Source organism: Klebsiella sp. YJ (assembly GCF_002108615.1).
Lineage (GTDB): Bacteria > Pseudomonadota > Gammaproteobacteria > Enterobacterales > Enterobacteriaceae > Klebsiella > Klebsiella planticola.
On the sequence record NZ_MTEG01000022.1, the window covers coordinates 65,258 to 78,164 of the forward strand.

The following is a 12,907-nucleotide window of genomic DNA, read 5'->3' on the forward strand; positions in this document are numbered from 1 at the left end:
TGCCCGGCGCCTTGCCAGACATCTGGCCTGCAACCATGGCCTGCAAACAGAAGCAGAAAAAAAGCGCCCGCAGGCGCTTTTTTTATCAGAACAATTCGTGGGTTTCACCGCCACCATCGGTGATCGTGGTCCCCACTTCATGCACCGCCTGATGGGTCGGCTGTGTGCCGTCAATGAAGTATTCGGCGCGGCTGTTACCACCGCTTGCCAACTGGCCGGTGCTGCGGTCGATATTGACCGTTACCACGCCAGGCGGCGGGGTTAATGGCTCTTCAGGTACGCCTTCCAGCACGCGTTTCATAAAGTCATCCCAGGCTGGCTGGGCGCTTTTGGCTCCCCCCTCATAGCCAGAGATCTGATCTTTAATCGCCCCGGATGCGGTGGTTCGCCCCAGATCGCGGCGGTGATCGTCAAAACCAATCCATACCGACGTCACGACACCCGGACCATAACCGGAGAACCACGCATCTTTTGAACTGTTGGTGGTCCCCGTTTTACCGCCGATATCGTGGCGCTGCAGATCGCGACCGGCGCGCCAGCCGGTCCCCATCCAGCCCGGTTCGCCGAAGATGTTGCTGTTCAGGGCGCTTTTAATCAGGAATGACAGCGGCGTGCTGATCACATGCGGCGCGTATTCCGGGGCGCCGGTTTGCGCTACCAGCGCCTGGTTGACCTGTTCAAGCTCTGGCTGCGGCGGCAGCGCGGAGTTCTGCGGTGTTGCAGAGGTCGCGACATCTTCGACATCTTTATTTTCCAGCACGTCGGATTTCGGCGTATCGCCGTAAATTACCGGCAGGTTGCACTGCGGACAGGCAACTTTAGGCCGCTCTTCAAAGATCACGCCGCCCTGATCGGTCTCGATTTTGCTGATAAAGAACGGCGTTACCAGGAAGCCGCCGTTGGCCATCACCGAATAACCGCGCGCAACCTGCAGCGGCGTAAAGGATGCGGACCCCAGCGCCAGCGACTCGGTATGCACGATATTCCCCGCCGGGAAACCGAAACGCTGTAGATACTCCGCCGCGTAATCCACGCCCATGGCACGCATGGCGCGAACCATCACGACGTTCTTCGACTGTCCCAGTCCCTGACGCAAACGAATCGGGCCGGCGTACTGCGGCGGGGAGTTTTTCGGCTGCCAGTCGGAACCTGCACCGGCGTCCCAACGGGAAATCGGCACATCGTTAAGCATACTGGCCAGCGTCAGGCCTTTATCCATCGCCGCTGTGTAGAGGAACGGCTTAATGTTTGAGCCTACCTGGCGCAGGGCCTGGGTCGCGCGGTTGAATTTACTTTGATTGAAGTCGAACCCGCCGACCAGGGCGATAATGGCGCCGTTCTGCGGGTTAATGGAAACCAACGCCGAGTTTACATCCGGTACCTGCGACAACCACCAGCTGTCGCCGACCTGACGGACCCAAACCTGCTGCCCGGACTGCAGGACATCGGTGACTTTCCGCGGAGTCGCTCCTTGCTGGGTATCGGAGATAAAGCGACGCGCCCAGCGGACGCCCTCCATGTTCAGCGTGACCGACGTTCCATTACTTAATAATGCGACCGCTTCCTGGGGATTTGCCGAGGTAATTACCGCCGGAGCAAGCGGCCCGTAGCCGGGCAGGCTTTTCAGCGATGCGATGATTTTCGCGTGATCCCAGGGCGTTTCGCCCACTTTCCACAGCACGTTGGCCGGGCCGCGGTAGCCATGGCGCATATCGTAATCCAGCACGTTATTGCGGACGGCCTGCTGAGCAGACTGCTGGTTTTTACGCGTGATAGTGGTGTAAACGCGATAGCCATCTTCATACGCCTGTTCGCCATAGCGGTTAACCATCTCCTGGCGGACCATTTCACTGAGATAAGGTGCCGAGAAGGCGATTTCCGGTGCGTGGTAGCGGGCGTCAATGGCTTCGTTGCGCGCCTGATCGTATTGCGCCTGCGTGATATAGCCTTCGCTCAGCATACGTGCCAGAACAACGTTACGACGCGCGGTCGCGCGGTCCATGGAATAGAGCGGGTTAAATGTCGATGGTGCTTTAGGCAGGCCAGCGATAACGGCCATTTCGCTCAGGCTAAGCTGGTCGATAGATTTACCAAAGTAAACCTGCGCCGCCGCGCCGACGCCATAGGCGCGGTAGCCGAGATAGATTTTATTCAGGTACAGCTCAAGGATTTCGTCTTTATTCAGCAACTGCTCGATGCGAATCGCCAGGAAGGCCTCTTTGATCTTACGCATCAGCGTCTTCTCTGGGCTCAGGAAGAAGTTACGCGCTAACTGCTGGGTGATCGTACTGGCGCCCTGTGAGGCATGGCCTGAGAACATGGCAACGCTGGCTGCACGAAAAATACCGACTGGATCGACGCCGTGATGCTCATAGAAACGACTATCTTCGGTGGCAATAAACGCTTTGATCAGCTCGGGCGGCATTTGCTGCAACGTGACGGGAATACGGCGTTTCTCGCCATACTGCGCAATAAGCTCACCATCCGCGCTATAGACCTGCATCGGGATCTGCAAACGCACATCCTTCAAGGTCGCGACGTCAGGGAGTTGCGGCTCAATATATTTATAGAGGCCAAAAACCGAGCCTGCTCCCAGCAGTACGCAACAGACTGCAAGGATCAATAGATACTTTACGAACTTCACCGGAGATTTCCCATTAAGTTTAATTTGGGCAGTTTATAAACAAACGCGCGGTAGTATAAAGGCAAGCCTGGTGCATTGATAGAGTCGAGCCGTAATGGCGGACAAGGAGATCGTAAGCATGGCTTTCAGCAACTGGCGAATCGGGATGCATATTCAACAGGACGCAATCGTGCTGGTCGCACTGCGCTATGCGCGTTCCCGCTGGGCGTTATGCCGCTGGTGGGACATCGAACTGGCGCCCGGCATCGTGCGTCATGGCATGGTGGTTGACGTGACTGCGCTGGCTGAACGGTTGCAGAACTGGCGGCGGGAACTGCCTTTGCAACATCAGGTCAGCATTGCGTTTCCGGCCAGCCGAACGCTACAAAAGCAGCTGCCGCGTCCGCAGCTGTCTCTGAGCGAAAGGGAGCGGGCAACCTGGATAGCCAGCGTGATGGCGCAACAGCTGGAGATGCCCGCCGCCTCGCTGTGCGTCGATTATTCCGCCGCGCCGGCAAATAACGCGTGGCGGGTGACGGCGGCACAACGCCTGGATATCGACGTTCTGCGTCAGCTCGCCGCCCGCCTGAAGCTGAGCATCGCAGGCATTGTCCCGGATGCCAGCGCGCTGGCGGCGTTCCTCCCCTGGTTACCCTCTGGCTCGCAAGGCCTGGCGTGGCGCAACGAGCCTCATTGGCTGTGGGCAACCCGGGAAGGCTGGGGCAGTTTGCCGTGCGCTGAAGCCTCTTCGCTTTCACAACTCTCCCGGCTTATCGATGCCCAATCACTCCAGCGCTGCGCCACGCGTTCTGGCGATGAGACCGCTTTTGACCCCTGGCGCGTGATTCATCGCCTGCAACCACCGCTGCCGAGCTGTGGAGACCGCTATGCCGTGGCGATTGCGCTGGCGTTAGGAGGGCGGTAACGATGACGACGGCGGTGAATTTTTTGCCATGGCGTGAAGCGCGTCGCCGCCAGCAGCTGCGTGTCGCGCTGCTGTACGCGGTGGGGTTTCTACTGCTCTTGCTGACGATGGCTCAGGTTAACCGGGCTGAGCGTCACGCGGTTGAGGCGCTTGCGGCGGTGAGAACCGCGGCTGAAAACCAGCTCTGGTCCGCACTCCGTCAGCGCGAAAGCATGATGCTGGAGCGACAGCAGCAAGCACAGCGGCTGCGGCTGAGACAGCAAAGAAGGGCATTAACCGAGGCCTGGCGGCCCCGATTGCAGGCAATCGCCGCGCAACTACCGGAGCAGGCCTGGTTAACCCGGCTGGAGTATCAGCGCGATACCCTGATGTTGAGCGGTCTGGCGCTGAATCTTAATGCCGTGGCGGGGCTGGAAAAAGCGCTGGGTGCGGTTGCCGGGTTCAAACCGGCCAAAGCCGGTGAAACGCGCCGCGGTGAGTCGGGGCGCTGGCAGTTTCGCTTTTCCCTGAGCGGAGAGCACGCTGATGCAGGCACTCATTGAACGTGGAATGACGGCATTGTTTTCTCTGCGTGGCGGGCGGCTCGCGCTGCCGATTATTCTGGGGCTGCTCGTGGTGATTTTTTTTCGGCTGTCGGCTTCGCCTCCACCGACAGAAACCGACGGACATCTCCGGCTGCGTCAGCAGTGGCTTCGGTTAATGCCGCTGCAGACTGCCTTGCAAAATGTCCTTCCTGATGAGCAACAGCGCTCGCTGTTCTCGCCGGTTGCGCTGCCGGTATCAGGCGCCATGCTGGTGACCTGGCGCCCGTCGGGGCATGGCGGTGAGCTGCTGCTGGAGGCCAGCTGGCAGGCGGTCCCGCCGCTGTTTTCCTGGCTGGCGGAGTGCGGGATGCGCGTAACGGGCTTTTCGCTGCGTCCGGAAAAAGAGGCACTGCTGATGACGTTACAGCTGGAGGCCGAAGATGTGGGGTAAGGGTTGGCGCTTTCTATGGCTGTTGCCGCTTTCGCTACCATTGCTGGCCGGCGATCGCGATCCGTTTCTGCCTCCGGAGGATCGCTGCCAGACGGCACAGCTGGCGCAATGGCGCTATGGTGGCGCGGTCGGTCATCCGCAATATTGGGTGGGTTATTTACTGGACCATCGTAACCAATGGCTACGGGTGCGACAAGATGACGCTTTGCCGGGGGGCTGGCGAATCCATGTGCTGACGGCGGAGCGAATTGAAATAACAACAGGGCCTGGATGCGAACCTGCGCATTGGGAATGGCTGCGGGAAAAAGGAGCAAAAAATGATGCGATGGATAAGCCTGCTGTTTCTACTGTTGCCAGCGCTAGCGGCGGCAAAAAATGAGCAACTCGTGTCGCTGGTGGTTGATGATGTGCCGGTAGCCCAGGTGCTGCAAACGCTGGCCGAGATGCAGCAAAAAAATCTGGTCGTAGCGCCTGACGTCAGCGGTACGGTGTCGCTTCATCTGAAAAACGTTCCCTGGCAGCAGGCATTGCGCGCGGTGATTGATAGCGCCGGGCTGATGTATAACCAGCAGGGCACGGTCCTGCATGTGCATACGCTGGGCTGGCAAAATGCGCGGCAGGCGCAACAAGAGGCGGCGCGCGCGAAGCAATTGCAGAATCTGCCTTTGCAAAGGCATAGCGTGATGCTGCAGCATGCCGATGCGAGCGAGCTGGCAAAGTCCGGGGACAAATTGCTCAGCGCCCGGGGCAGCCTGACGGTGGATAAACGCACCAATCGACTGTTCATTCACGACGATGCCGCGCATCTGTCGACGTTGACAGCGTGGGCCCAGGAGATGGATCTGCCGGTCGGTCAGGTCGAACTGGCGGCACATATCGTCTCGATGAGTGAAACCAGCCTGCGTGAACTGGGGGTGAAATGGAGCATGGCCGAAGCCAGCAGCGCGCCGGGTTCCGGTAAGCTGACGACCTTAAGCAGCCATCAGGCGGTGAACGATGCCAGCACTCGCGTGGGGTTTAATATCGGCCGCCTGAGCGGGCGATTGCTGGAGCTGGAGCTTTCGGCGCTGGAGCAAAAACAGCAGGTGGAAATCATCGCCAGCCCGCGTTTGCTGGCTTCTCATATGCAGCCTGCCAGCATCAAGCAGGGTAGCGAAATTCCCTATCAGGTCTCCAGCGGGGAAAGCGGCGCAACATCGGTTGAGTTTAAAGAGGCGGTTCTGGGAATGGAGGTCACGCCAACGGTTCTGCAACAGAATCGCGTGCGCCTGAAGCTACGTATTACTGAGAATACGCCAGGTCAGGTTCTGAAGCAGGAAAACGGCGAAGCGTTGGCTATCGATAAACAGGAAATTGAGACGCAGGTTGAAGTTAAAAGCGGCGAAACGCTGGCTCTGGGCGGAATCTTTTCGCAAAAAAAGAAATCTGCCCGCGACAGTATTCCGCTACTGGGTGACATTCCGCTGCTCGGCCAGCTGTTTCGTCGCGACGGTAAAGATAACGAACGGCGCGAACTGGTTGTCTTCATTACCCCACGAATTCTGGCAGTGCATTAAGCGGTTTTTCTTGCTAAACACGTTTCAGGTGTTTGACGTGAGGACGGATTTAGCATACAAGGGGTACCGATTTGAGAGTCGGGTTCGGCATCAATCCTCCCTTTTTGTCCGGTGATTTATCCACACGATCATTCAGGATGCGTCGAGGCGGTAAGCTGGTTTACCCCCAGAAACATAGATAACTATGCACCTGGAGGCGGATAAGTGCAGCCGACGGCGAGGTAGTTTGAATAATGACGAGTATATTCAGTTGCCAAACCTGCCTGAGTATTGAGATAATTTTTAGTCTGACTCTCGCTCTATTGCATATGAGGTTTCAGTTCATGTCCTGCTGCGCTGGGTATTCGCGAAGCGGGTTTACCATTAACGAATAGTCTTAGTAGTACCGAAAAAATGGCAGAGAAACGCAATATCTTTCTGGTTGGGCCTATGGGTGCCGGCAAAAGCACTATTGGGCGCCAGTTAGCCCAACAGCTCAATATGGAATTTTACGATTCTGATCAAGAGATTGAGAAACGCACTGGCGCAGATGTGGGCTGGGTTTTCGATGTCGAAGGTGAAGACGGCTTCCGCGACCGTGAAGAAAAGATCATCAATGAGTTGACGGAAAAACAGGGAATTGTGCTGGCGACTGGCGGCGGCTCTGTGAAATCCCGTGAAACGCGTAACCGTCTCTCCGCCCGCGGCGTGGTGGTGTACCTGGAAACAACGATCGAAAAGCAGCTTGCCCGTACGCAGCGCGATAAAAAGCGTCCTCTATTACAAGTTGAAGCGCCGCCTCGCGAAGTTCTTGAAGCGTTGGCCGACGAACGCAACCCACTGTATGAAGAGATTGCTGACGTCACTATCCGTACCGACGATCAGAGCGCAAAAGTAGTGGCAAACCAGATTATTCATATGCTGGAAAGCAATTGATTCTGGCTTAATAAAGAGCGTCAGAGTAAAAAGCAACTGAGGTGGACGTCGCGTTATGGAGAGGCTTACTGTAACCCTCGGGGAACGTAGTTACCCGATTACCATCGCGGCTGGTTTGTTTAACGATCCAGCTTCCTTTCAGCCACTGAAATCAGGCGACCAGGTTATGCTGGTCACCAATGAAACGCTGGCGCCGCTTTATCTGGATAACGTTCGCTCTGTACTGGAGCAGGCGGGGGTTAACGTGGATAGCGTCATTCTACCCGACGGCGAGCAGTACAAAAGCCTGACGGTGATGGACTCCGTCTTTACCGCTTTACTGCAAAAACCGCACGGCCGTGACACCACTCTGGTGGCGCTCGGCGGTGGCGTGGTCGGTGATCTAACCGGCTTTGCTGCGGCTAGCTATCAGCGCGGCGTGCGTTTTATCCAGGTTCCAACCACCCTGCTGTCGCAGGTGGACTCTTCGGTCGGCGGTAAGACGGCCGTCAATCACCCTCTTGGTAAAAACATGATTGGTGCCTTCTGGCAGCCGGTTTCCGTGGTCGTCGATCTCAACTGTCTTAAGACGTTGCCGGCCCGTGAACTCTCTTCCGGACTGGCCGAAGTGATCAAGTACGGCATTATCCTCGACGGTGAATTCTTCAGCTGGCTGGAAAGCAATATCGATGCGCTGATGGCGCTTGATGAGAAGGCGATGGCGTACTGTATTCGTCGTTGCTGTGAGCTGAAAGCCGAAGTTGTTGCTGCCGACGAGCGCGAAACCGGGTTACGTGCTTTACTCAATCTTGGGCATACTTTTGGTCATGCTATTGAAGCCGAAATGGGCTACGGTAACTGGCTACACGGTGAAGCCGTTGCTGCCGGTATGGTGATGGCTGCGCATACGTCCGAGCGATTAGGGCAGTTCAGCGCACAGGATACACAGCGTATCGTGACGCTGCTGCAGCGTGCGGGCTTGCCGGTACGTGGGCCGCAGGAGATGACTGCGCAGGCGTATCTGCCCCACATGATGCGTGATAAAAAGGTGCTGGCAGGCGAGATGCGGCTGGTGCTACCGCTGGCAATAGGGAAAAGCGAAGTTCGCGGCGGAGTGTCGCATGATGTAGTTCTTGGCGCGATTGCTGATACACAGCTAGCGCAACAATAAGAAGGTCTAGCCGCGTCCGCGCGGCGTTATCATTTCAGGTGACATGCAATAGTCGTGAGCATAAGCCTTTTAGTGGGGTGTTAAATGGATGAATTAAAACCAGAAGATGATCTGAAAGCCGATCGCAGCGATCGTCGTACTGGTCGTTCCCGTCAATCTTCCGAGCGCGATAGCGATCCGCAGATCAATTTTGATGATGTCGATCTTGATGCGGACGACAGTCGTCCGACGCGCGCCAGCAAAGCACGCCGTGAGCGCGATGAAGAAGAGTATGAAGCGGACGTAGAGTCTGAAGAAGACGAAGAGTCCGAAGAGCAGCAGGTTGAGCGTCGTCCGCGCAAGCGTAAGAAAGCGCCCGCGAAGCCAGCCTCCCGCCAGTATATTATGATGGGGGTGGGGATTCTCGTGCTGCTGCTGCTGATCGTCGGCATTGGCTCTGCACTGAAGTCGCCATCCTCTTCCAGTGAACAAACCGCGTCAGGCGAGAAGAGCATTAACCTGTCAGGCGATCAGTCTGACAATGGACAGTCTGGCAATGGCCAGCCTGCCGCTCAGGACCAGACAACGGCAAACAACGCGCAGCAGGATGTTTCTCTGCCGCCGATCGCCTCTAACCCGACTCAGGGCCAGACTGCCGCTGAGCCGCAGGGACAGCAGCGTGTTGAAGTACAGGGCGATCTGAATAATGCCTTGACTCAGCAGCAGGGCCAGATTGACAGCGCCGTAGCGAACTCTACGCTGCCGACTGAACCGGCAACCGTTGCTCCTGTCCGTAATGGCGCCGCCCCGCGTCAGGCAACAACTGAACGTCAGACTGCCGCCGCTCCGCGTCCGGTAGAGCGTAAGCATACGGTGATTGAGCCGAAACCAGTGGCGAAAGCCCCGGTTGAAGCGAAACCGGTTCAGCCGAAGCGTGTTGAAAGCACTGCCGCGGCCGCGCCGGTGAAAGCGCCTGTCACTCAGCCGAGCAAACCTGTTGCCACCGCACAGACAACTAAGCCGGCTCCGACGACAACGACAACGACAACGACAACCGCGACCGCACCAGCGGCTACCGCTGCGGCGACGGCGGCTCCGGCTGCGGCTGCGACTGCCGGGGGTAAAACTGCCGGTGATGTCAGCTCGATGAAAGCGGCGCCGTCGGGTAACTACACTCTGCAACTCAGCAGCTCCTCCAACTACAACAACCTGAATAGCTGGGCGAAGAAAGAGAAGCTGGATAAATATGTCGTCTACGAGACCACGCGTAACGGTCAGCCATGGTATGTACTGGTCAGCGGTATCTACGCTTCGAAAGATGAAGCGAAGCGTGCTGTTGCCACTCTGCCAGCGGATGTGCAGGCGAAAAATCCGTGGGCGAAACCGCTGCATCAGGTTCAGGCTGATCTGAAGTAAGTGCGGTGTAGTCTTAAGCGCAGGGTGCTGTCGGAGCTTTCTCCACAGCCGGAGAATGTGGTAATTAGTTAGGCAGCATGAAAAAGAATCGCGCTTTTCTGAAATGGGCAGGGGGGAAATACCCCCTGCTTGACGATATAAAGAAACACTTGCCGCAAGGCGATTGTCTGATTGAGCCCTTTGTGGGCGCAGGGTCGGTATTTCTGAATACCGACTTTTCTCGTTATATTCTGGCGGACATCAACAGCGACCTGATCGGTCTTTACAACATCGTTAAATTGCAGACGGATGAGTATGTTGCGGCGGCGCGTGAAATGTTTACGCCTGAGAATAACGCGGCAGAGCAGTACTATCAGTTCCGTACTGAATTCAATCAAAGTCAGGATCCGCTGCGTCGTGCGGTGCTGTTCCTGTATCTGAACCGCCATGGTTACAATGGCCTGTGTCGCTATAATCTGCGCGGCGAATTTAACGTACCGTTCGGCCGTTATAAGAAGCCCTACTTCCCGGAAGCTGAGCTGTATCATTTTGCCCAGAAGGCGCAGAATGCGTACTTCTACTGCGAGTCGTATGCCGACAGCATGGCGCGCGCGGACGGTTCTTCGGTGGTCTATTGCGATCCTCCGTATGCGCCATTGTCGTCTACCGCCAATTTTACGGCCTATCATACGAACAGCTTTAACGCCGAGCAGCAGGCCCATCTGGCGCAGCTGGCGGAGAACCTGCTGGAACAGCGGGTTCCGGTTCTGATTTCCAACCACGATACCGCGCTCACGCGCGAATGGTATCGTCAGGCTAAACTGCATGTCGTCAAAGTTCGACGCAGTATCAGCAGCAACGGTGGTACACGAAAGAAGGTGGACGAGCTTCTGGCTCTTTACCGTCCGCCCAAGACTAAATAATTTCAAGGAGATGCGGATGAAGCAGTATTTGATTGCCCCTTCGATTCTGTCGGCTGATTTTGCCCGCCTGGGCGAGGATACCGCCAAAGCGCTGGCTGCAGGTGCGGACGTTGTGCACTTTGACGTGATGGACAACCACTACGTGCCGAATCTGACCATCGGCCCTATGGTGCTGAAAGCACTACGCAACTATGGCATCACCGCCCCGATCGACGTGCACCTGATGGTGAAACCGGTCGACCGCATCATCCCTGATTTCGCCGCGGCGGGCGCCAGCATTATCACCTTCCATCCGGAAGCCTCTGAGCACGTCGATCGCAGCCTGCAGCTCATCAAAGAACATGGCTGTAAAGCCGGTCTGGTGTTTAACCCGGCCACGCCGCTGAGTTACCTTGATTATGTGATGGATAAGCTGGACGTTATCCTGCTGATGTCCGTTAACCCAGGGTTCGGCGGTCAGTCCTTCATCCCCCAGACGCTGGATAAACTGCGCGAAGTGCGCCAGCGCATCGATGCGTCGGGTTATGACATTCGTCTGGAAGTCGACGGCGGCGTGAAGGTCAGCAATATTGCGGACATTGCGGCGGCAGGCGCAGATATGTTTGTTGCCGGCTCCGCGATTTTCGACCGTCCTGACTACAAGGAGGTTATTGATCAAATGCGTAGTGAATTAGCAAAGGTTAGTCATGGATAAATTACACTCTGTTCGCGGTGTCGCCTTTGACCTTGACGGCACGCTGGTCGACAGCGCACCGGGTTTGACGGCTGCGGTTGATAGCGCGCTCTATGCGCTGGAGCTGCCGATGGCGGGCGAGGCGCGCGTCGTAACCTGGATCGGCAACGGTGCGGATGTTCTGATGGAGCGAGCCCTGAGCTGGGCGCGTCAGGAACGCGCAACCCAGCGTGCTGCAATGGGAAAACCCTCCGTCGATCATGACGATATTCCACGGGCAGAGCAGCTGATGGTGCTGCGTAAGCTGTTCGATCGCTACTATGCTGAAGCGGCGGAAGAAGGCAGTTTTCTGTTCCCGGCAGTGGCTGATACGCTTGGCGCACTGCATGCGAAAGGCCTGCCGCTGGCGCTGGTGACCAACAAGCCGACGCCGTTCGTTGCGCCAATTCTGGCAGCGTTGGATATCGCGAAATATTTTACGGTCGTCATCGGTGGCGATGATGTGAAGAATAAAAAACCACATCCGGATCCGCTGCTGCTTGTGGCGCAGAAGCTAGGTCTGGCGCCTGCTGAGCTGCTGTTCGTTGGTGATTCACGTAATGATATTCAGGCGGCTAAAGCCGCTGGCTGCAGCTCTGTCGGACTGACCTACGGGTATAACTACGGCGAGTCGATCGCGCTTAGCGAACCGGACTACATCTTCGACCAATTTAATGAACTCTTGCCCGCTCTCGGGCTACCGTACAGTGAAACTCAGGAATTGAAAAATGACTAAGCCCATCGTTTTTAGTGGCGCACAGCCCTCAGGTGAATTGACCATTGGCAACTATATGGGTGCGCTGCGTCAATGGGTGAGCATGCAGGATGATTATCACTGCATCTACTGCATCGTGGATTTGCATGCCATCACCGCGCGTCAGGATCCTGAGAAACTGCGTAAAGCGACGCTGGATACTCTGGCGCTTTACCTGGCATGTGGTATCGACCCGGAGAAAAGCACCATCTTCGTTCAGTCGCACGTGCCGGAACACGCACAGCTGGGCTGGGCGCTGAACTGCTACACCTATTTCGGTGAACTGAGCCGGATGACTCAGTTCAAAGACAAATCTGCGCGCTATTCGGAAAACATTAACGCCGGTCTGTTTGACTATCCGGTGCTGATGGCGGCGGACATTCTGCTGTATCAGACCAACCAGGTTCCGGTTGGCGAAGATCAGAAACAGCACCTGGAGCTGAGCCGCGATATCGCGCAGCGCTTCAACGCCCTTTACGGCGAGGTGTTTAAAGTGCCTGAGCCGTTTATTCCTGCATCCGGTGCCCGCGTGATGTCCCTGCTTGAACCGACAAAGAAAATGTCCAAGTCAGACGACAACCGCAATAACGTGATCGGTCTGCTGGAAGACCCGAAATCGGTGGTGAAAAAGATCAAGCGCGCCGTGACGGACTCCGATGAGCCGCCTGTTGTCCGCTATGACCAGCAGAATAAAGCCGGTGTCTCCAACCTGCTGGATATTCTTTCCGGGGTTACCGGTCAGAGCATCGCGGAGCTGGAGCAGCATTTCGAAGGCAAAATGTATGGTCACCTGAAAGGCGAAGTGGCTGATGCGGTGTCCGGTATGCTGCTGGAGTTGCAGGAGCGCTATAACCGCTTCCGTAACGACGAAGCGTTCCTCAATCAGGTGATGAAAGACGGGGCTGAAAAAGCCAGCGCTCGTGCGTCGCAAACGCTGAAAGCAGTCTATGAAGCCATTGGTTTTGTGGCTAAGCCGTAAGCGATAGCCGGGCGATAAACA

13 protein-coding genes are annotated in these 12,907 nt (G+C 56.6%); 12 read left to right on the forward strand and 1 reads right to left on the reverse strand.

What is annotated here, in order from left to right; all coding sequences use genetic code 11:
* Window positions 1-85: 85 nt before the first annotated feature.
* Window positions 86-2,644, reverse strand: coding sequence for a peptidoglycan glycosyltransferase/peptidoglycan DD-transpeptidase MrcA (gene mrcA, locus BV390_RS21355; protein WP_032698697.1), 2,559 nt, complete (start codon window positions 2,642-2,644; stop codon window positions 86-88).
* Between the two features lie 118 nt (window positions 2,645-2,762).
* On the opposite strand from mrcA, the gene BV390_RS21360 reads away from it, so the two are divergent.
* From BV390_RS21360 to trpS, 12 genes are all read left to right on the forward strand, one after another.
* Complete coding sequence (locus BV390_RS21360; protein WP_085397315.1) at window positions 2,763-3,548, forward strand: type IV pilus biogenesis protein PilM; 786 nt, start codon at window positions 2,763-2,765, stop codon at window positions 3,546-3,548.
* Between the two features lie 2 nt (window positions 3,549-3,550).
* On the forward strand, window positions 3,551-4,090 hold the full coding sequence (locus tag BV390_RS21365) for a PilN domain-containing protein (RefSeq protein WP_032698699.1): 540 nt from the start codon (window positions 3,551-3,553) through the stop codon (window positions 4,088-4,090).
* Window positions 4,074-4,523, forward strand: coding sequence for a HofO family protein (locus tag BV390_RS21370; RefSeq protein WP_032690456.1), 450 nt, complete (start codon window positions 4,074-4,076; stop codon window positions 4,521-4,523). The genes BV390_RS21365 and BV390_RS21370 overlap by 17 nt, the downstream gene beginning before the upstream one ends.
* Window positions 4,513-4,902: a HofP DNA utilization family protein gene (locus tag BV390_RS21375; RefSeq protein ID WP_032690457.1), complete on the forward strand. Its 390-nt coding sequence runs from the start codon at window positions 4,513-4,515 to the stop codon at window positions 4,900-4,902. The genes BV390_RS21370 and BV390_RS21375 overlap by 11 nt, the downstream gene beginning before the upstream one ends.
* Window positions 4,841-6,079 carry a DNA uptake porin HofQ gene (gene hofQ, locus BV390_RS21380; protein ID WP_032690458.1) on the forward strand — a complete coding sequence of 413 codons (1,239 nt, stop codon included), beginning with the start codon at window positions 4,841-4,843 and terminating at the stop codon, window positions 6,077-6,079. The genes BV390_RS21375 and hofQ overlap by 62 nt, the downstream gene beginning before the upstream one ends.
* Window positions 6,080-6,472: 393 nt before the next feature.
* Complete coding sequence (gene aroK, locus BV390_RS21395) at window positions 6,473-6,994, forward strand: shikimate kinase AroK (RefSeq protein ID WP_004868452.1); 522 nt, start codon at window positions 6,473-6,475, stop codon at window positions 6,992-6,994.
* A gap of 55 nt (window positions 6,995-7,049) precedes the next feature.
* A complete protein-coding gene (aroB, locus tag BV390_RS21400; protein ID WP_004868451.1) occupies window positions 7,050-8,144 on the forward strand; it encodes a 3-dehydroquinate synthase in 1,095 nt (364 codons plus the stop codon).
* A gap of 84 nt (window positions 8,145-8,228) precedes the next feature.
* Entirely contained in the window at window positions 8,229-9,539 is a 1,311-nt protein-coding gene (gene damX / locus BV390_RS21405; protein WP_085397316.1) for a cell division protein DamX, read from the forward strand.
* A 77-nt stretch (window positions 9,540-9,616) separates the two neighbouring features.
* The gene (dam, locus tag BV390_RS21410; protein ID WP_032690461.1) at window positions 9,617-10,441 is read left to right on the forward strand and encodes an adenine-specific DNA-methyltransferase; all 825 of its coding nucleotides are present in this window, start codon (window positions 9,617-9,619) and stop codon (window positions 10,439-10,441) included.
* 16 nt (window positions 10,442-10,457) lie between these two features.
* Window positions 10,458-11,135 carry a ribulose-phosphate 3-epimerase gene (gene rpe, locus BV390_RS21415; RefSeq protein WP_004868444.1) on the forward strand — a complete coding sequence of 226 codons (678 nt, stop codon included), beginning with the start codon at window positions 10,458-10,460 and terminating at the stop codon, window positions 11,133-11,135.
* Window positions 11,128-11,889 carry a phosphoglycolate phosphatase gene (gene gph, locus BV390_RS21420; RefSeq protein ID WP_032696894.1) on the forward strand — a complete coding sequence of 254 codons (762 nt, stop codon included), beginning with the start codon at window positions 11,128-11,130 and terminating at the stop codon, window positions 11,887-11,889. Before rpe ends, gph begins: the two co-directional genes overlap by 8 nt.
* On the forward strand, window positions 11,882-12,886 hold the full coding sequence (gene trpS / locus BV390_RS21425; protein WP_032696893.1) for a tryptophan--tRNA ligase: 1,005 nt from the start codon (window positions 11,882-11,884) through the stop codon (window positions 12,884-12,886). The genes gph and trpS overlap by 8 nt, the downstream gene beginning before the upstream one ends.
* Window positions 12,887-12,907 lie beyond the last annotated feature (21 nt).